The organism is Polaribacter sp. Asnod6-C07, assembly GCF_045063625.1.
Classification (GTDB): Bacteria; Bacteroidota; Bacteroidia; order Flavobacteriales; family Flavobacteriaceae; genus Polaribacter; species Polaribacter vadi_A.
This window is the reverse complement of the sequence record NZ_JBEFOF010000005.1, coordinates 3,652,685-3,672,303: the sequence shown is the minus strand read 5'-3', so window position 1 is coordinate 3,672,303 and position 19,619 is coordinate 3,652,685. Positions and strand designations below refer to the sequence as shown.

General features: G+C 29.8%; 16 protein-coding genes. 3 read left to right on the top strand and 13 right to left on the bottom strand.

The window, feature by feature from the left end; all coding sequences use genetic code 11:
• Window positions 1-2: 2 nt before the first annotated feature.
• From ACJJVK_RS16010 to ACJJVK_RS15980, 7 genes are all read right to left on the bottom strand, one after another.
• Window positions 3-3,179 (bottom strand): hypothetical protein, encoded by a 3,177-nt coding sequence (locus ACJJVK_RS16010; RefSeq protein ID WP_405567852.1) that lies wholly within the window; start codon window positions 3,177-3,179, stop codon window positions 3-5.
• 104 nt (window positions 3,180-3,283) lie between these two features.
• Complete coding sequence (locus ACJJVK_RS16005; RefSeq protein WP_068364181.1) at window positions 3,284-3,448, bottom strand: Arc family DNA binding domain-containing protein; 165 nt, start codon at window positions 3,446-3,448, stop codon at window positions 3,284-3,286.
• A 1-nt stretch (window position 3,449) separates the two neighbouring features.
• Entirely contained in the window at window positions 3,450-4,361 is a 912-nt protein-coding gene (locus ACJJVK_RS16000; RefSeq protein ID WP_405567848.1) for an alpha/beta hydrolase, read from the bottom strand.
• Window positions 4,358-4,858 carry a hypothetical protein gene (locus ACJJVK_RS15995; RefSeq protein ID WP_215995238.1) on the bottom strand — a complete coding sequence of 167 codons (501 nt, stop codon included), beginning with the start codon at window positions 4,856-4,858 and terminating at the stop codon, window positions 4,358-4,360. The genes ACJJVK_RS16000 and ACJJVK_RS15995 overlap by 4 nt, the downstream gene beginning before the upstream one ends.
• Window positions 4,859-4,860: 2 nt before the next feature.
• Window positions 4,861-5,019: a DUF4177 domain-containing protein gene (locus ACJJVK_RS15990; RefSeq protein WP_215995237.1), complete on the bottom strand. Its 159-nt coding sequence runs from the start codon at window positions 5,017-5,019 to the stop codon at window positions 4,861-4,863.
• The gene (locus ACJJVK_RS15985) at window positions 5,016-5,174 is read right to left on the bottom strand and encodes a hypothetical protein (RefSeq protein ID WP_215995236.1); all 159 of its coding nucleotides are present in this window, start codon (window positions 5,172-5,174) and stop codon (window positions 5,016-5,018) included. The genes ACJJVK_RS15990 and ACJJVK_RS15985 overlap by 4 nt, the downstream gene beginning before the upstream one ends.
• Window positions 5,175-5,177: 3 nt before the next feature.
• A complete protein-coding gene (locus ACJJVK_RS15980; protein ID WP_405567845.1) occupies window positions 5,178-6,038 on the bottom strand; it encodes an SPFH domain-containing protein in 861 nt (286 codons plus the stop codon).
• Window positions 6,039-6,160: 122 nt separating this feature from the next.
• Between ACJJVK_RS15980 and ACJJVK_RS15975 the strand changes: the two genes are divergently transcribed.
• Entirely contained in the window at window positions 6,161-6,943 is a 783-nt protein-coding gene (locus ACJJVK_RS15975; RefSeq protein ID WP_405567843.1) for a S1/P1 nuclease, read from the top strand.
• Between the two features lie 78 nt (window positions 6,944-7,021).
• On the opposite strand, the gene ACJJVK_RS15970 is transcribed toward ACJJVK_RS15975, so the two are convergent.
• Window positions 7,022-9,697 (bottom strand): chondroitinase-B domain-containing protein, encoded by a 2,676-nt coding sequence (locus ACJJVK_RS15970; protein ID WP_405567840.1) that lies wholly within the window; start codon window positions 9,695-9,697, stop codon window positions 7,022-7,024.
• Window positions 9,698-9,856: 159 nt separating this feature from the next.
• On the opposite strand from ACJJVK_RS15970, the gene ACJJVK_RS15965 reads away from it, so the two are divergent.
• Entirely contained in the window at window positions 9,857-10,390 is a 534-nt protein-coding gene (locus ACJJVK_RS15965) for a redoxin domain-containing protein (protein WP_405567837.1), read from the top strand.
• A 6-nt stretch (window positions 10,391-10,396) separates the two neighbouring features.
• Entirely contained in the window at window positions 10,397-11,002 is a 606-nt protein-coding gene (locus ACJJVK_RS15960) for a thioredoxin family protein (RefSeq protein WP_405567817.1), read from the top strand.
• A 54-nt stretch (window positions 11,003-11,056) separates the two neighbouring features.
• Here ACJJVK_RS15960 and ACJJVK_RS15955 read toward each other — a convergent pair whose 3' ends face one another.
• From ACJJVK_RS15955 to purL, 5 genes are all read right to left on the bottom strand, one after another.
• A complete protein-coding gene (locus ACJJVK_RS15955) occupies window positions 11,057-11,473 on the bottom strand; it encodes a BLUF domain-containing protein (RefSeq protein ID WP_405567814.1) in 417 nt (138 codons plus the stop codon).
• A 31-nt stretch (window positions 11,474-11,504) separates the two neighbouring features.
• A complete protein-coding gene (locus tag ACJJVK_RS15950; RefSeq protein WP_405567811.1) occupies window positions 11,505-13,280 on the bottom strand; it encodes an AMP-dependent synthetase/ligase in 1,776 nt (591 codons plus the stop codon).
• Between the two features lie 278 nt (window positions 13,281-13,558).
• Window positions 13,559-14,341, bottom strand: a complete 783-nt coding sequence (locus tag ACJJVK_RS15945) for a pentapeptide repeat-containing protein (protein WP_405567809.1) — start codon at window positions 14,339-14,341, stop codon at window positions 13,559-13,561.
• 302 nt (window positions 14,342-14,643) lie between these two features.
• The gene (locus tag ACJJVK_RS15940; protein WP_405567806.1) at window positions 14,644-15,852 is read right to left on the bottom strand and encodes a threonine/serine exporter ThrE family protein; all 1,209 of its coding nucleotides are present in this window, start codon (window positions 15,850-15,852) and stop codon (window positions 14,644-14,646) included.
• A 94-nt stretch (window positions 15,853-15,946) separates the two neighbouring features.
• Window positions 15,947-19,618, bottom strand: coding sequence for a phosphoribosylformylglycinamidine synthase (purL, locus tag ACJJVK_RS15935; protein WP_405567803.1), 3,672 nt, complete (start codon window positions 19,616-19,618; stop codon window positions 15,947-15,949).
• Window position 19,619 lies beyond the last annotated feature (1 nt).

The window sequence follows — 19,619 nt, the reverse complement described above, 5'->3', positions numbered from 1 at the left end:
TGTTAATTCGTAGAATAGATTTTAGTTTCTTTAAAAGGTGATATTTTAATATTTTCAACAGCTTTTTTATAAGCAACCCAATCATTATTAAAAAAGGCATTTGTTTCTGCAACTACTTTTTTAAATTCTTCTATAAATTGATTCATTAAAACAGTTTCTGTAGCTGTTTGCTCTCCAAAACGAGAACGAATATATCTACTTGCTTGTCCAAAACGTTGGTTTACGGTTATTTCTGGGTTTCTTGTAATACCTTGTCTTTTATCAACTGTACCTAAATACATTGCAGTTAAACTATCAATCTTTTTAATAATTTCTGTTGATGATTTAATTTCTGATTTGTATTTTTTCTTGTCTTCTTTAGATAAATCAGATTTTATAGAAGTTGCTGTATTTTTACTTTCTATTAATTGAGTTACAATACCTGTAATTTTTTCTTGATACTTTTCTAGTTCTTTACTAGCATTATATTTTTGATTAATTGCAGCATCAGAAATTTCTAATCTAGGATCGAATTCTACTTTTATATTTTGTTCAGAAACAGCATCACCAAAAGTCATTTTTAATTTATATGTACCTGGTTTTACAGAAACACCTCCTGGCTCTCTTGTAGATTTTCTTACTCTTCTAGAAGCTCTATCAACACCTTTTTCTCTTAAATACCAAGTAGTTTTATGAACACCATTTTCTTTAGGAGTTTTAAATTTTAAAGTTCTAATTTGTCTTGCACCATCAAAAATTTCTAGTTTTATAGAATCGTATTTAACTGCAGATTTATCTTTCTTTTTAACTTTTTCTGCTTTTTTATCAACCTTTGGTTTGTTGATGTAATAAGATATAATTGCTCCACCTTTTCTGTTTTCTCCTTGGTATAATGCATCTGCACCAAATCTACTTCCTGTTGGTTGTTGGTATGCAGATTGATATGCTGTAGGTGGTGTAAATAATTCTAATTTTTTAGAAATAATGTTTTCTTCAGCCATTTTTCTTAATGGTCTAATATCATCTAAAACCCAAGCAGCTCTACCAAAAGTACCAATAACTAAATCATTTTCTCTTGGGTGAATAACTAAATCTTTAACAGGCACAGTAGGGAAACCTTCTGTCCATTTTGTCCATTTATCACCAGCATCAATAGAAACATATAAACCATCATCTGTACCTAAAAACAATAAGTTTGCATTTTCAGGATCTTCGATAATAGATAAAGTATAACTCTGTACATCATTTTCATCTACAATACGCTCCCAAGTTTTTCCATAGTTTTTGGTTCTGTATGCATAAGGTGTATAGTTAAAACGTCTATAATCATTAGCAATTAAAAGAGCTTCACCTTTGTTTTTGTTTGATGCTTTAATTTGTGTAATCCAGCTATTTGCAGGTAAATCTTTAATGTTTTTAGCAACATTTGTCCAAGTTTCTCCACCATTTTTAGTGATGTGTACTTGGCCATCATCTGTAGCAGCCCATAAAACACCTTTTTCTAAAACTGTTGGTTCTATTACTAAAACTGTACAGTGATTTTCTGCACCAGTTGCATCCATAGTTAAACCACCACTTTCTGCTTGTTTTAATTTTTCTGGATTGTTGGTAGATAAATCTGGAGAAATAACAGACCAAGTTAAACCTTTATCTGTTGATTTATGTACAAACTGACTACCAAAATATAAAGTAGAATTATCAAAAGGGTCTATGTTAATAGCAGAGTTCCAATTGAAACGTAATTTTACATTTGGGTCTTTATGTGTTGGTTTTACTCCATAATTATTACCTGTTAAATAATCGAATCTAGAAACAGAACCTTGCTGACTCATTGTCCATCCATATCTAGAATCGTCTTTATCTGGCACTACATCAAAACCATCACCAAAAGAAATTTCTTGCCAATAAGAATTTCTAATTCCTTGTGCTTTCCAAACATAAGCAGGTCCTCTCCAAGAACCATTATCTTGCATACCTCCATAAACATTGTATGGGAATTCATTATCAACATTAATATGATAAAATTGGGCTACAGGAATGTTACCTATAAAACGCCAAGTTTTACCACCATCTTTGGTAATATTTAATCCACCATCATTACCATCAATCATAAATTTACCATTGTTTGGATGAATCCACCAAGCATGATGATCTGGATGTATACCATTATTTGCACCATAAGCTGGCATTAATTGTTTAAAGTTTTTACCACCATCTTGTGATACATTTACATAAGTAAATACAGAAAAAACTCTGTTTTCGTTTTGTGGATCTACGTAAATTTCTGAATAATAAAAAGGTCTGTTACCAATACCTGGTTTATCGTTAATTTTTTTCCATTTAAAACCACCATCTTCACTTTTGTAAAGTGCATTTTTTTTCGATTCTACTAAAGCGTAAATAACATCAGGATTACTAGGTGCTACTGCAACACCAATTCTTCCTAAATCCCCTTTAGGGAAACCTTCTTTATCTGTAATTTTTTTCCAGTTATCTCCACCATCATGAGTTATGTATAAACCACTACCTTTACCACCAGAATTAAAAAACCAAGGATCACGTTTGTGCTCCCACATTGCTGCAATTAATTTGTTAGGATTTGTAGGATCCATAATTAAATCTGCAGCTCCTGTTTTTACATTATTAAATAAAATTTGTGACCAAGTTTTACCACCATCTGTAGTCTTGTAAACACCACGTTCTTTGTGCTCTCCCCAAGGAGAACCTATTGCAGCAGCGTAAACAATATCTGGATTTGTTGGGTGAATAATAACTCTATGAATGTGTCTTGTTTTTTCTAAACCCATAGCTGTCCAAGTTTTACCAGCATCTAAAGATTTATAAATACCAAAACCACCATTTAAACTGTTTCTTGGGTTTCCTTCTCCTGTACCTGCCCAAATAACACTTGGGTTAGATTGTTGAATGGCGATAGCACCAATAGAAGCTGTTAGTTCTTTTTCGAAAATTGGTTCCCATTTAATTCCGCCAGAAGTAGATTTCCAGATACCACCAGAAGCAGTACCTACGTACATAATTTCTGGATTAGATTCTACAACATCTATGGTTGTAACACGACCTGACATGCCTCCTGGACCAATGTTTCTAGGTTTCATATTTTTTACTAAATCCATAGAAAACTCTTGAGAAAAGAGTAGGGATGTAGTGCATAAAAAAAGTAAGGTTAGTAGTTTTTTCATTGTGTAAGATTTATTGAATTTGAATTTAGCCAACAATATACAAAATAGAAAACGCTCAATAAAAATTGAGCGTTTTTTTAACAATTAAAAATGTGTGTTTTAAACTATTCTTCTTTCTTTTTAGGTTCTCTTTTGGCTTCTTTTAATGCTTGCATTAACATCCATTCTATTTGTCCGTTTGTAGAACGAAATTCGTCTGCAGCCCATTTTTCGATAGCCTTTATCATATCTTCATTTACTCGCAATGCGAAAGCTTTCTTTTTTGCCATTTTATTTTTTTACAAATTCAACAATAGTTTTGATCAGTTGTTCTGAAATAGTAAAATTTGGATTCGTATAAGATGCTAAATTATCTTCATTTTTCTGAATGTCTTTAAGTATATGGTTCATGTTTTTTATGATAACAATTTTTGCATCAGGTTTTGCAGCTTTTAAATTTTCTGCATCTGTAACCAAAACCTGAAAATCTTTATCACCATTTACAATTAAAGTAGGTATTGTTATTTTTTTAATTTCTTCTGTTGGCTTTAATGTAATCCAAGAACTTAGAAAAGGTTGATTTTGAGGCGCAAAAAGCGACATTAAATTTGGGTCTATTTCTTTAATTTTCCCTGTTTCTTTTAACTCTTTCAAGTATTTTTCTGTTAAGGCTCCGTAAATAGGACTTTGTTTTGAAATTTGTTTTACTAAGGTTTTATCAATAGTTTCTCCTGCACCAGCAATAGAAATGTATTTGTCTACATTTTCTAAGGCTAACATTGCAATTAGTGATCCTTGACTATGACCTGCTAAAATAATTTCTGTAAAACGATTATCATTTTTAAAATGATTTACGACTTCTTTTATATCGCTAACAAAATCGTTAAAAATAATTCCATCTTGTTGTATAATGTTACTATTTTTTGGGTTGGCAGTTCTTTTATCAAAACTAAAAAATGCAATATTTTCTTGATTAACAGCTTTTCTAAATTGTTTGATGTATTGTGCTTGATTTCCATTTCTATCTACAGCACCAGAACCATGAACCCAAATAATTAAAGCTGATTTTTCTTGAGAATACGTTAAAGTGCCTGGCAATTGAATGGCATAGTTATTAATCAGGATTTCTTCCGAATTCATTTGTGCCAATGAAACCGAAATTGAAAAAACAGTAAAAATTAAATAACTGATGAAACGTATCATGATAAATTTATTTTTGATGCATAAGTTGCTAAAACGCTTTTGGCTTCGTTTTCTTTTTGTGTACCTATTAATAGTTTTTTGCCCGTTTTTAGTTCTAATTGAATGCCAACATCTCCAGAAACATTTATTGCTTTGCCTTTTGCACTAGACCAACCACCTTTTAATCCCCAGCCACCATAATCGCTAATAGGACTGTAATTTCTAACATAAGCTTTAGAAATATCTTGCCAAGTAATCAATTTTAACTTTAAATGAAAAGGAAAAAATTGGTAATAAATTCCTTTTTCATCTATTCTAGTTGTTAACTTAAAAGTAAAAATTAAAAGCGCAGTTGCAATGATAATTATGATAGTACCTATTAATTTATTTTGCGATAAAGAAGAGTTTGTTTGGTTGTATTCTTTAATAATTATAGTTACAGGAACAATTAAACTAACTGCCATTAAAACTATTAACCACAATTGTGTAAAACGTTGTTCTTCTTTAAAAACCTTCATATTTATCTATTTTTGTCTCTTTCTAAAACAATTCTTGCTGTGTTTTCTGCAAGGTGTCTTAAAACCCAACCTTCCCTTGCAAACTGATTTAGAGTGTCTTCAAGTTTTTGATTGTTTTTGGATAATCCCATTTTCCAATTGACTACTTTATATTCTTTCATGATTTAGTCTTTTTATTTTTATCATATATCACCCCGAAAATGATTCCTAAACTAATTCCTATGGCAATATTATTTAGTGCGACTCCTAATGCAACTCCAATAGCTATTCCTATTGCAATCCCTGTCCCTTTAGTCTGTTTTTTGTCTTTTTCCATATTTTAATGACTTAAAGTACCTGCATTTACAACAGGAGATGCTTCTTTATCACCACATAAAATAACTAATAAATTACTAACCATAGCCGCTTTTCGTTCTTCATCTAACTCTACAATTTGTTTTTTATTTAGTTCTTCTAAAGCCATTTCTACCATTTCTACAGCACCTTGTACAATTTTATGTCTTGCAGCTACAATTGCTGTTGCTTGTTGTCTTTTTAACATGGCAGAAGCAATTTCTTGAGCATAAGCCAAGTAACCAATTCTAGCTTCTAAAACCTCTATACCAGCAATAGATAAACGTTCTTCTAGTTCTTTTTCTAAAGCTTCAGAAACCTCGTTAACACTAGAACGTAATGTAATATCTTCATCATGGCCTTCATCAGCAAAATTGTCATAAGGATACATACTGGCCAATTTACGAACAGCAGCATCTGTTTGTACTCGTACAAAATTTTCGTAATTATCTACATCAAAAGCAGCTTTGTAAGTGTCTGTAACTCGCCAAACTAAAATGGTTGAAATCATTACAGGATTTCCTAGTTTATCGTTTACTTTTAAACGCTCACTATCAAAATTACTTGCTCTTAAAGAAATTGTTTTTTTTCTATAAAGTGGATTTGCCCAGTATAAACCATTTTCTTTTATAGTACCTACATATTTACCAAAAAGTAAGATAACTTTAGAAGTATTTGGGTTAACAAGAATAAAGCCGAAAAAACCAATAAACCCAACAATAGAAGCTAGAATAAAAATTGGAGTTTCTTTAAAGAAAGACATGGCAATTCCGCCAAAAAACAACAATAAAACGATAAACAACATTAAGTAACCGTTTGCTAATTTAATAATTTTCTCTGCTTTCATATTATTTGAATTTATAGTGATATTAAAATGATATCACAAAGATATAATATTTTTTGATGATTTAACAAAACTTCTGATAAATATTTTTATACTTTTGCCATAATTAAATTTAATTCAGAAAAATGAATATCAAATTATTATTGTTAATCCCTTTCTTTTTTTTAACAAATTCAACTACAGAAGAAACTGTTTTTTGGGGTAAAAATGGGCATAGAGTTACAGGTAAAATTGCTGAAAATTATTTAACAAACAGAGCCAAAAAGAAAATAGATAAGTTATTAAAAGGGCAGAGTTTAGCTTTTGTATCTACGTTTGCTGATGAAATAAAATCAGATAGAGCTTACAGACAATATTCGCCTTGGCATTATGTAAATATGGATTTAAATCAGACTTATGAAGAATCTGAGAAAAATCCGCAAGGAGATTTAGTAACAGGTATAGATACTTGTATTAAAGTTTTAGAGGATGAAAATAGCAGTGAAAAAGACAAGGTTTTTCATTTAAAAATGTTAGTTCATTTTATTGGTGATTTACATCAACCTTTACACATAGGTAGAAAAGAGGATAAAGGAGGTAATGATGTACAAGTACAATGGTTTGGAAAAGGAACAAATTTGCACAGTGTTTGGGATAGTAAAATGATTGATGATTATGGAATGAGTTATTCTGATTTAGCTGATAATGCTAAAGATTTATCAAAAAAACAAATAGAATTAATTGAGCAAGGATCTATTGTAGATTGGGTAAATGAAGTACATGAAATTTCTGCAGAAGTTTATAAATCTGCTAAAATTGGAGAAAATTTACGTTATAGATACAATTATGATCATTTTGGAACTGTAAGAACTCAGCTACAAAAAGGAGGTATTCGTTTGGCTAAAGTTTTAAATGATATTTTTAATTAATAGCTAATTTACTAAAAGTTAAAAAGGTCTTCTAACTAAATAGAAGACCTTTTTTTTGTATCATAAATAAAATAATATTTACTCAGTAACGATTATTTTTTTGATAGCTTTTTGTTTGCCATTGCTTAATTCTACAAAATATATTCCAGAATTTAAAGCAGACACATCAATTTTACTGATAGTAGAATTAGAAGTTAATTTTGTTTCTAATATTTTTTGACCTAATAAAGTATAGATATTTACTTGATTAAAATCTGTAGACGCTGTTTTAATAAATAACGAGTTATTATTTACAGGATTAGGATATACACTAAAGTCTTTTGTAGAAAAATCATTAACACTTAAAGAAGTAGATTCTCCATAAAACTCTATTTCTGTAATGGCTGTCCATGCACTTTCTCTATTATCTCCAGCTTCATTAAATCTACCAAAACCAATTAGCTTTACGTATTTAGCATCTGTATCTATTTCGTAATTATTAAAATCGGTTGTGTTTGTAGCCGAAAATAATATATCTCCAGAAGTTGGTAATATTTGCGTAAAATCTGCAGCTTCTGTTCCTGTTGTAGAAACTAAAATTTGTACTCCAAAAGCATCTGATTTACTAGTAGTATTAAATCTTATTAAATCTAAGTTGTACTCATCACCTAAATCATAAATTACATATTCTCCATCACCTTTAAAATCGCCAGAAAGAATAGCTCCATCTTCTGCTGTCCATTCTGTATCTAAATCTTTATCTAGAGAGTGAATTGCCAATTCTGGTGGAGATTTAGAATCGTTTTGTTTAGAAAAAGAATGTACAGTTACTTTATCTGTATCTAAACCTGTACCTGTGTTTATTAAGGTGTATAAAGAAGTTAAATCTGCACCTTCTTGAGTTACTGTTAAGGTTTTTATAATGTCATCTCCACCAGCAACTTGTGTAAAAGTTACTGTACCTGTTCTAGTTTCTGAGCTTTCGTTTTTAGTTACAGAAACAGAAACTGTAGCATCACCAGCAGCTGAATTGGTATCTATAGTAATCCAGTCGTTATTAGAAATTGCTGTCCAACCTACATTTGCAGTTACAGTTACATCGTAATCTGCAGCCTCAGCAGAAAGAGATGTTAAACCACTTACACTAATAGATTCGCTGATTTGTATTGTGCAATTACCATCAATAATGCTAGAACCTGTATAATCTATAAAACAAGCACCAATTCCATAACCAACCATAGCATCTGTAGCTGGTTCATAAGTACCCATATCTGCTCCTTTTCCTGTTGCTCCAGAAAATGTAAAAATCTCACCACTTGCAGTTGCTGTAATACCTGATTCTTCAGAAAATCCAGTTGTTGTTGCACCTAAAGAAGTACCTGTAAATACGTTGCCAGAATACGTTAATTTAGTACCTAAATTGTTAAATGCAGTTTCACTATCTCCAGAAATAACAGCTGTTAAATTTGGGTCTGCATCAGTAAAATAAATTAGGTTATTAGTGAATGTTCCTGTTGGATCTGTAGAACCTTTATCTTCATTATAAAATAAAGGAGCATTTGTATTTACTAAAGTATTGTTAGCAACATTAATATTTACTACTTTTTGATATCCATTAGAAACATCATCTGTTGCACAGTCTACATCAGCATTAGCACTACCTCCTAAAAAGGTAAAACCATTATTCCATTTTGCATTGCTTTCTATTGTTACACAATCTTGAATATAATTGTTTGTAATTGTATGCTCACTATCAACTATTCTAATACCACCTGTACCATCTACATCTTCTCCTAAAAAGTAATTACCATCTACAGTTCCATAAGAACCATGTCTTAACACTAAAGATCCTCTACATCTTCTAAAAGTGTTGTTGGTATACGTATTTCCTTTACTTTTATTGGTAATGATTTCGTTTTCTCCATCTGCTTGTACAAAATAATTGTTGCTTACAATTCCGTTACTATTTACCATTTGATAAGAACTTGTTCCTAAACGTATAGTTTCACTATCTCCAGAGTTTGATAAATCATCACCATTTTCTTTCTGCCCATATAATTCAGTCACTTTTTCATAATTAAAGAAATAATTATTCATTATTTTATGACCAACTTCTATACAACTTGTATTTAAATTATCATCATCTTCATCAGGGAAAGCATTATAAGCATATTCACCTAAAACAATATTACCTGCAGTAACTTTATTCATAAATGAACAATTAATTACGGTATTGTGGGTTCCATATAAAACTACCCAATTGTGTTTTGGAATTTGTTCATCAGCTAAATCTTCTGCCAATTCATCAGGATCAACACCTAGGCCATCTATTACACAGTTCTGAATTGTACTATGATGTGCAGCATTTTCAGAACCATTTCTAAATTCGATAAAAGTACTTGCACCATAACCTCCTTTCCAATGAAAACCGTCTACAATTAAATATTCACCAGTTGCAATTTTTACTCCATCTTCATCTTCACCACCAATAGATAAACGTGCACCTCCAGTAAAAATAACACCTCCTGGGGTTTCTGCTCTAAAAATAACAGGATTTTCTGCAGTACCAGAACCAAAAAATCGCATACGTTCATCTGTGGTATAGGTTCCGTTTTTTAGAATAATTTCATCTCCAGGACTATAGATTACATTTCTTAAATCTTCTGGATCATCAATGTTGTAGGTGGTTTGAGCATAGGAAGATAATGCAGAAAAGAAGCATAATGCAATTGTTAAATGTTCAAAAAATTTGCTTTTGAAATAGTTTTTTCTCATAATTTAATGTTTTTAGTTAATTGGTTTACCAAATTGGTTTACCAAAAGTATGAAATTAATAATCTGTAAGCAAGAATTTTAAAAGGATATACTCTTATTGAAATGTTAATTATGAGTTAATTTTAAGATACAATTTGATTTAATATGTATTTTTATAATATGATAAAAAAGACATTATTATTCCTTTCCATTTTATTAGTAGTTTCTTCTTGTAAAAAAGAAGTTACTAAAGAAGTTACTGAAGAATTATCAATAGAAGAAACACAACAAGTTACATCTGTAAAAACATATAATTACGAACAACTAAAACCTTTATTAGAAAAGAAAGATGATAAAATTTATGTTGTAAATTTTTGGGCTACTTGGTGTGCACCCTGTGTAAAAGAATTACCTTATTTTGAGAAAATTAATAAAGATTATGCAGACAAAAATGTTGAGGTTATTTTGGTGAGTTTAGATTTTCCGAAACAAGTTGAAAAAAAATTGATTCCTTTTATTAATAAAAGAAATTTACAGTCTGAAGTTGTTTATTTAAATGATGTAAATGAAGATGTTTGGATAAAAGCTATTGATGAAACTTGGAGTGGGGCAATACCTGCAACTATAATTTACAATAAAAATAAAAGAGAATTTTACGAGCAATCTTTTGATTATATCACTTTAGAAAACGAATTAAAAACATTTTTAAATTAATAAATTATGAAAACAATAAAAAACATTTTATTACTTGCAGTTGTTGTAATTACTGCAGCAGCTTTTACTTTAAAATCGGATGCTGGCTATAAAGTAGGCGATAAAATAGAAGATTTTAAGTTAAAAAATATAGATGGAGATTTCTTATCCTTATCAGATTACGATGATGCAAAAGGATTTATTATTATTTTTACTTGTAATACTTGCCCTTATTCTGTTGCAAACGAAGATCGAATTATCGCTTTAAATGATAAGTATGAAGATGAAGGTTATCCTGTAATTGCAATTAATCCTAATAATCCAGCTGCTGTGCCAGATGATAGTTTCGAAAAAATGAAAGTTAGAGCAGAAGAGAAAGGTTTTAACTTTCCTTATTTATTAGATGAAGGACAGAAAGTATATCCAAAATTCGGAGCTACTAAAACTCCACACGTGTTTATTGTTACTAAAAATGATATGAAAGTAAAGTATATTGGTGCAATTGATAATAGTTCAAGAAATCCAGATGCTGTTACAGAAAAGTATGTAGAAAACGCTGTTGATGCTTTATTAGCAGGTAAAACAGTACAAAAAACAGAAACTAGAGCAATTGGTTGTTCTATTAAAGTTTAATAATATTATTTTATTTTAAATGAAAATCCCTAAAATTTAGTTTTAGGGATTTTTTTATTTATTAACGATTTCTTTAGCCATATAACAAAAAAAATCAATTGCTTCTGATTTTTTAGGAATGGAATTAGATAAAAATACAACACTCTCTCTAAATTTCTCTTTTGCTAATTGATTTGCTCTAAATTTATGATAGGCCATACTCCAATCTGGATACATTCTTTCATTAACAAATTCTTCTGCAATTAAGGTAACATTAAAGTGTCTTTGATCTTTTTTTATACTCTTGTATAATGCGTCAATATCTTCTTTTTTACCTTCTAAAAGCTGTAAAAAAACATTGTCATAATAAAGTAAACAACCTGTAATTTCTTTGCTAGAATTATGTTTTCGAGAAGTTTCTAAAATATCACCAATAATTTTATCTGAAATAATTTGATTAGCAATGGAATAATATACTAATTGCTTTAACATTAATTGAATTTTAAAGCAATATAGAATAATTTTAACCTCTATAAATTTTTTCGTAAAGATTAATATATATATTCTTAATAACTTCTCTTTTCATTTTCATTGTTGGGGTTAAATGACCACCATCAATAGACCATTCTTCAGGCGTGAGTTCAAAACGTTTTATTTGTTCCCATTTACCAAAATTACTATTACACTTATTTACTTCTTTTTGTATGCGCTTTATAACAATATCAGAAGTAATGATTTCTTGGTTAGTTGTACCAATTTCTAGATTTTTATGCTTAATCCAATCTTTAACAAATTGAAAGTTAGGTTGTATAATAGCAGCAGGCATTTTTTCACTTTCACCTACAACCATTACTTGTTCTATAAAAAGAGATTGTTTTAGTTCACCTTCTAATAAAGGCGGAACAACATATTTACCCCCAGAAGTTTTAAACATTTCTTTGGTTCTACCTGTAATTTTTAAAAAACCGTCTTTATCAAATTCACCTTTATCACCTGTACAAAAATATTCGCCATTCATAACACTAGCTGTTTTTTCATCATCTTTGTAGTAGCCTAACATTACATTAGGTCCTTTTACTAAAATTTCTCCATTATCAGCAATTTTAACTTCTACATCATCAATAACTTTACCAACAGTACCTACTCTAAAGTTTCTGTCTTTTTGATCATTTACAGCAATTACTGGAGATGTTTCTGTTAAACCATAACCTTCCATAATTGGCATTCCTGCAGCAGCAAAAACTCGCGTTAATCTTGGTTGTAATGCAGCACTACCAGAAACCATTAATTTTAAGTCTCCACCTAAAGCAGCTTGCCATTTAGAAAAAATAAGTTTACGTGCTAAACCTAATTGTTTTTCGTACCACCAACCATTTGCTCCATTTGGTTCGTATTTTAAACCTAGATTTACTGCCCAAAAGAATAAGCTCTTTTTAATGCCTGATAAATCTTCTCCCTTTAAAATAATTTTGTCGTAAATTTTTTCATAAAGACGAGGTACAGCTGTCATTACATGTGGCTTTATTTCTTTTGCATTTTCTGATAATTTTTCTATAGATTCTGCAAAATAAATATCTACTCCACAATATTGATATAGATATAAAATCATACGTTCAAAAATATGACAAACAGGTAAAAAACTTAAACCAATAGAATTACCATATTCTAATGGAACTCTTTTTTCTGATGATAAAACATTAGATACAATATTGTTATGAGAAAGCATAACTCCTTTAGGTTTGCCAGTTGTACCAGAAGTGTAAATTAGGGTGGCTAAATCATCAGATTTTACATTAGCTTTTCTTGTTTCTACCTCTGTTTGATTATCGGCTTCTTTACCTAATTCTAAGATTTCTTTCCAGCTATTTTCTCCTTTAATGTCTTTAAAAGTATAAACGCCTTTAAGTTTGGTATTACCTTTAATTTTATTTAGCTTTTCTAAAATTTCTTCATCAGAAACAAAACAATAAGTAGATTCTGAATGACTTAATACATATTCATAATCTTCTTTAGAAATTGTAGGATAAATAGGTACAGTTTGTGCGCCAGTTTGTAAAATACCAATATCGCAGATATTCCATTCTGTTCTATTTTCTGTAGAAATAATGGCAATTTTATCATTAGGTTGTATGCCTAATTTAAGTAAGCCTCTACTTAATTGATTCGATTTATCTATATATTCTTGTGTAGAAATTGATTGCCAATTTCCATTGTATTTTGTAGAGAATGCTTTTTTAAGATTGTATTTTTCTAATTGATAATAAGGAAAATCAAATAACCTTGTAATTTCTATGGGCATATATTCTATTTTGTAGTATTGCAAAGTACTAAAATTACTTGAATTTACAAATACTAATTAATAGACTTGTTATTTTATGAATTATATATTTTTTGATGGTTAATATTGTGTTTTCCTTTAAAATTATTTTATTTGGTTTTATGTGATGTAGCTAACATTTATCTTGATTTATATATTTTGTATTTTAAATTAATATAAAATCAATATTTTTATTTTAAAGGTTTATCAAAAAAAAAGGTTGACAAATTGCCAACCTTTTCTTCGATTTTATGTGTTTTCTAATTGTTACTCAATAAGTATTTATTAAAGTCTTTACCATTTATTTTGGTGTATTTAGAATCGATATCATAACCAACTTTCATTTTAGAAATATCGAAATCACCAGAAACTTGCATGTATTTAATATTTAAATCTTCTTCGAAATTGGTATTATTAAAAGAAACACCATCATTAAATTTTGTGTATTTAAAAACAGCTGAGTCTTCGAAAACAGCATTTGCAAAACTTACTTTTCTACTGAATTTAGCGTATTTAAAAGTAGAAATTTCACTAAATTTTGAGTTTTCAAAACTAATGTCTCTATCAAATTTAGCATATTTAAAAGTGCTATCATCATCAAAAGTAGAACCAGAAAAATCTGCTTCTCTTTCAAAACGAGAGTATTTAAACATTGCTTTTCTTTCAAAATTACAGTTTTTAAATATTGCAATATCTTCGAAACTTGCAGTAAAAGTGTAACCTGAATCTTCATCTGGAATGTAAGCTAAAACATCATCTTTAAAAGTACAGTTTATAAAAGAAATTTTAACTTCAATTAATTTCTTAATCTCATTGGTTGAACTTCCAGTTCCCCACCAACTACTTTTTCTTTTAGATGGTAGTTTTTCCATAGCTTCATCCATATAAGTAAAATCTAAAGTACCAACTATTGTTGCATTTTGGTAAGTAATAGATTTTCCGTTTTTAATGTCTTGCAAAATGTCTGAAGCTTCAATGTTTTTTTGAGCAAAAAATGTTGCTGATAAAAAAAGTGTAACTAATAATGTAATTTTATTTTTCATATTTAAAAGTTGAGTTGTTTCTTTAAAGACCAACTAAAAACTAATTTGTGACACATATTAAAATAAAATTTAGACTTTATATTAAAAAATGATTAATTATTCTTACCTTAAAGATTGTTAATTAACACTCAATAAATTTTTATTTAGAATTAAATTAAAGTACTTATTAGTAGCTGTTTATGATTTAGCTACCCTTTTTTTTTGGAGGTAAGGTTTTAATAGCTTTCTAAAAACTAAAATATTCCCCCAACTTTTTTATTTTAAAACTGTTTCAAGAAATTGAAACAGTTTTTTTTACTTAATTAATCTCTACTACTACTATTGTCTCTAAAAGTACCTGCAAAAAGTAAACCACCAATTATACCCATTAAAATAAATGCAATTTCTTCAAAAACGTTGCCAGAAGATACTGCAGATTTATTTAAAAAAGAATTGCTTAAACCAATAAAAGATTTACTACCAGGTACAAGAATAATTATACCCTGTATTAAATATACAGTTTTTGGGGTTTTAGAAATTCTACCAAATAAACTACTAATACCAACTACAGTTAAAGTACCAATAAAGGTACTTATTAAAATACCTAAGCCAGATAATAATATAATAATAGAAAAAGAGATTGCGCCTGTTAATACACCAAAAAACATGTCTTTTTTTCTTACTTGAAGCACAGGGAATAACGAAATAGATAGAACAGGAATTGCAAAAAAGTTAATCCATTTAGGCATTTCTGATGTAGTATCTACTATATCAACTTCCATTAAAGTGGTCATTAATCCAAAACCTAATAAAACTCCAAAAAACTGTTTGAATAATAAGATAATAGCATCAAAAAGTTTAGCACTACCAGAAACTAAATTTTTAGAAGTAATTTCTTCTAAAGCAGTTGTTATACCTAAGCCTGGTACAAAGATAATTATGGAAGCAAGAATGGTTAAACCAACATTAAATTCGGGAACAACTTGTTTTATTAGACAACTAATTATAGTTATTAACAAAGCACTTAGTGATTCAAATACATTTTCTATATATTTTGATTTTGAAGTTAAATAAACCATTAAATAAACCAATGAGCCAGTTAATAACGATAGCCAAAAAGAAATCCAGTTAGTACCAATAATTAAGCTAAAAGCACCAGCAGCAAAAGCGTAAGCTAATGTTAAGTATAAGTGATTTACTTTTTTTGTTTTTTGATGTATTATGCTTAATTCTTCACTAATTTCATCACTGTCAACTTCAGAATTAATTACTTTTTTGGTAAGTTCTGCAACCCTAGAAAAAGCACCTAAATTTAATATTCCTGGAGGTATACACTCTATATAATTAAATGATTCTTCATCATCATAAAAAGCATAATTAATCCACGTTGGGAAATCCATGAAGCTTCCTTTAATTCCTTTATTATTTGCGACTTCTGTTAAGTAAGATTGTATTTTATAAGAAGGAATCCCATAAATATGAAGTGCTCTTCCTAATTCAACTATAAATCTATATTTTTTTGGAATTATCATATTTTATTGATTAAATAGTATATATAATTTTTTTATTAGACCCAAAAAAAAGGGCTTTTAAGCCCTTTTTAAATATAAAGTTTAGGGCGAAATATTATTTCGTCAACCAATTTTTTGCATTTACAAAAGCTTCTAACCAAGGAGAAACTTCATCATTTCTATCTGTTGGGTAATTTGCCCAATTCCATTGAAAAGTAGAACGCTCTATATGAGGCATTGTTACTAAATGTCTTCCTGAAGCATCACACATCATTGCAGTGTTAAAGTCAGAACCATTAGGATTGTTAGGGTAACCTTCGTAACCGTATTTTGCAACAATATTATAGTTTTCTTCAGATTCTGGTAAACTGAATTTTCCTTCACCATGAGAAATCCAAACACCTAATTCTGTACCAGCTAAAGAAGATAACATTACAGAATTGTTTTCTTGAATTTTTACAGAAGTAAATGAACTTTCGTGCTTCTGAGAATCGTTATGAACCATTTTTCCATGAACTTTATGTTCAGGGTTTATCAAATCTAATTCCATCCAAAGCTGACAACCATTACAAATACCAACAGATAAAGTATCTTCTCTTTTAAAGAAATTCTTTAATGATGTTTTTGCTTTTTCGTTATATTTAAAAGCTCCTGCCCAACCTTTAGCAGAACCTAAAACATCTGAGTTAGAGAAACCTCCAACAGCTCCAATAAACTGAATATCTTCTAGAGTTTCACGACCAGAAATTAAATCTGTCATGTGTACATCTTTTACATCAAAACCAGCTAAATACATTGCATTTGCCATTTCACGTTCAGAATTAGATCCTTTTTCACGAATAATAGCAGCTTTTGGTTTGTCTTTTCCGATTTTAGGAAGTTTACCCGTAAAATTCTCTGGGAATTTATACGTTAATGGCTGATTTTTAAAATTATCAAAACGATCTTGAGCTAAATTATTAGCTGTTTGTTTTTGATCTAATAAAAAAGAAGTTTTATACCAAACATCTCTCATTTCAGTAACATCAAACGTAAAATTATCTTCGTTGTTTTTAATGTTTACAGTTCCTGAATTATTTGCAGAGCCAATGGTGAAAAATTCAATATTATTTTCTGATAAAACAGTTTCAACAGAAGCATCAGCTTGAAAAACAATACCTGAATTTTCTGAGAATAATACTTTTAATGAATCTTCTTCATTTAGTGAAGAGATATCTAAATCTGCTCCTAAATTAACATCAGCAAAACACATTTCTAATAAAGTGGTAATCAATCCTCCAGAAGCAACATCATGTCCTGCAGTAATTTTATCCCCTTTAATTAAATCTTGAATTGTATTAAATGCATTTTTTACAAAAGCAGTATTTGTAACATCTGGTGCCTCATTTCCAATAGTATTTAAAACTTGTAAGAAAGAACTTCCACCTAATTTAAACTCGTCTTGAGAAATATTAATGTAATAGATGTTTTCTCCATTAACTTGTAAAACAGGCTCAACAACCTTACTTATTTCATTACAGTTACCTGCAGCAGAAATAATTACAGTTCCTGGAGCAATTACATCTCCATCAGGATATTTTTGTTTCATTGATAAAGAATCTTTACCAGTTGGAACATTGATTCCTAAACCTAAAGAGAATTCTGAAACAGCTTTTACAGCTTTGTATAAACGAGCATCTTCACCTTCATTTTTACAAGGCCACATCCAGTTTGCAGATAATGAAATTGAATCTAAATTATCTTTTAAAGGTGCCCAAATAATGTTTGTTAAAGACTCTGTTATTGCATTTCTACTTCCTGCTTCTGGGTTTATTAATGCAGAGATAGGAGAGTGCCCAATTGAAGTAGCAACACCTTCTTTACCATTATAATCTAAAGCCATTACACCAACGTTGTTTAACGGAATTTGTAACGGACCAACACATTGTTGTTTGGCAACTTTACCACCAACACATCTGTCTACTTTATTTGTTAACCAATCTTTACAAGCAACAGCTTCTAACTGTAAAACTTGCTTTAAATAGATTTCTAAATTCTTCGTTTTATAACGAGGATTCTTATACTTTCTGATGACAGTTTTATCTGTCATAATTGTTTTTGGAGACGAACCAAACATGTCTTCTAAAGCTAAATCCATTGGTTTTTCACCAGTAGTTTTAGACTCGAAAGTAAAACGATCATTTCCTGTAACTTCACCAACATCATAAATAGGAGAACGTTCTCTATCTGCAATTTTATGTAAAGTATCTAAATGCTTATCAGCAATTACTAATCCCATTCTTTCTTGAGATTCGTTACCAATAATTTCTTTTGCTGATAATGTAGGATCTCCAACAGGCAATTTATCTAAATCTATTTTACCACCTGTATCTTCAACTAATTCTGATAAACAATTTAAATGTCCACCTGCACCATGATCATGAATAGAAACAATAAAGTTTTCATCACTTTCTACCATTCCACGAACTGCATTTGCAGCACGTTTTTGCATTTCTGGATTAGAACGTTGTACAGCATTTAATTCAATACCCGAATCTAAAGCTCCTGTATCTGCAGAAGAAACTGCAGCTCCACCCATTCCAATTCTGTAGTTTTCACCCCCAAGAATTACAATTTTATCACCTTCTTTTGGTGTGTCTTTTAAAGCTTGTGCTGCTTTTCCGTAACCAATTCCACCAGCTTGCATAATTACTTTGTCGAAACCAAGTTTTCTTGCAGCAGCATCACTTGAAGAAGCATTTTCTTCGTGTTCAAAAGTTAAAACAGAACCTGTAATTAATGGTTGACCGAATTTATTTCCAAAATCTGAAGCTCCATTAGATGCTTTTATTAAAATATCCATAGGAGTTTGGTATAACCAATCTCTAGCTTCAAACTTTTTTTCCCAATACCTATTTTCTTCCAAACGAGAATAAGAAGTCATGTAAACAGCTGTTCCTGCTAAAGGTAAAGAACCTTTACCACCTGCAAGTCTATCTCTAATTTCTCCTCCAGAACCAGTTGCAGCTCCATTAAAAGGCTCTACAGTAGTTGGAAAATTATGAGTTTCTGCTTTTAATGAAATTACAGATTCGAAATCTGATGTTTCATAAAAATCTGGTTTATCTGCACTTTTAGGTGCAAATTGTTCCACTTTTGGTCCTTTTACAAAGGCAACATTATCTTTATAGGCTGAAACAATATCGTTAGGAAATTGTTTAGACGTTTCTTTTATCAATTTGAATAGGGAAGTAGGCATTTCTTCTCCATCAATAACAAAAGTTCCGTTAAATATTTTATGTCTACAGTGTTCTGAATTTACTTGAGAAAAACCAAAAACTTCAGAATCTGTTAATTTTCTACCGATTTTTTTAGCAACACTTTCTAAGTATTCAACTTCTTCTTCACTTAAAGATAAACCTTCTTGAGTGTTGTAAGTAGCTATGTCTTCAATTTCTAAAATTGCTTCTGGTTGAATATCAATAGAAAAAGACTCTTGATTTAATCCATTAAATTTTTCAGAAATCATTGGATCGAAATCAGAAAACTCTTCAGTTGAAGCTAAAAATTCTTCAATTCTGATGATGTCTGAAATCCCCATATTCTGAGTGATTTCTACTGCATTTGTACTCCAAGGAGTAATCATTGCTGCTCTTGGGCCAACAAAAAAAGCATCTATTGATGTTTCTTCTATTTTAGGTTGATTGGCAAAAAGCCATACCAATTTAGAAATATTTTCTGAAGATAATTCTTTTGTAGTTTGAACAGCGAATACTTTGCTGCTTTTGTTTCCAAAGAAATGAATCATT

Coding starts and splice junctions, on each gene's coding strand:
- ACJJVK_RS16005 (WP_068364181.1), bottom strand. CDS start 3,448: ATGGCAAAAAAGAAAGCTTTCGCATTGCGAGTAAATGAAGATATGATA.
- ACJJVK_RS15965 (WP_405567837.1), top strand. CDS start 9,857: ATGATAAAAAAGACATTATTATTCCTTTCCATTTTATTAGTAGTTTCT.
- ACJJVK_RS15975 (WP_405567843.1), top strand. CDS start 6,161: ATGAATATCAAATTATTATTGTTAATCCCTTTCTTTTTTTTAACAAAT.
- ACJJVK_RS16010 (WP_405567852.1), bottom strand. CDS start 3,179: ATGAAAAAACTACTAACCTTACTTTTTTTATGCACTACATCCCTACTC.
- ACJJVK_RS16000 (WP_405567848.1), bottom strand. CDS start 4,361: ATGATACGTTTCATCAGTTATTTAATTTTTACTGTTTTTTCAATTTCG.
- ACJJVK_RS15960 (WP_405567817.1), top strand. CDS start 10,397: ATGAAAACAATAAAAAACATTTTATTACTTGCAGTTGTTGTAATTACT.
- ACJJVK_RS15950 (WP_405567811.1), bottom strand. CDS start 13,280: ATGCCCATAGAAATTACAAGGTTATTTGATTTTCCTTATTATCAATTA.
- ACJJVK_RS15955 (WP_405567814.1), bottom strand. CDS start 11,473: ATGTTAAAGCAATTAGTATATTATTCCATTGCTAATCAAATTATTTCA.
- purL (WP_405567803.1), bottom strand. CDS start 19,618: ATGATTCATTTCTTTGGAAACAAAAGCAGCAAAGTATTCGCTGTTCAA.
- ACJJVK_RS15990 (WP_215995237.1), bottom strand. CDS start 5,019: ATGAAAGAATATAAAGTAGTCAATTGGAAAATGGGATTATCCAAAAAC.
- ACJJVK_RS15940 (WP_405567806.1), bottom strand. CDS start 15,852: ATGATAATTCCAAAAAAATATAGATTTATAGTTGAATTAGGAAGAGCA.
- ACJJVK_RS15995 (WP_215995238.1), bottom strand. CDS start 4,858: ATGAAGGTTTTTAAAGAAGAACAACGTTTTACACAATTGTGGTTAATA.
- ACJJVK_RS15980 (WP_405567845.1), bottom strand. CDS start 6,038: ATGAAAGCAGAGAAAATTATTAAATTAGCAAACGGTTACTTAATGTTG.
- ACJJVK_RS15985 (WP_215995236.1), bottom strand. CDS start 5,174: ATGGAAAAAGACAAAAAACAGACTAAAGGGACAGGGATTGCAATAGGA.
- ACJJVK_RS15970 (WP_405567840.1), bottom strand. CDS start 9,697: ATGAGAAAAAACTATTTCAAAAGCAAATTTTTTGAACATTTAACAATT.
- ACJJVK_RS15945 (WP_405567809.1), bottom strand. CDS start 14,341: ATGAAAAATAAAATTACATTATTAGTTACACTTTTTTTATCAGCAACA.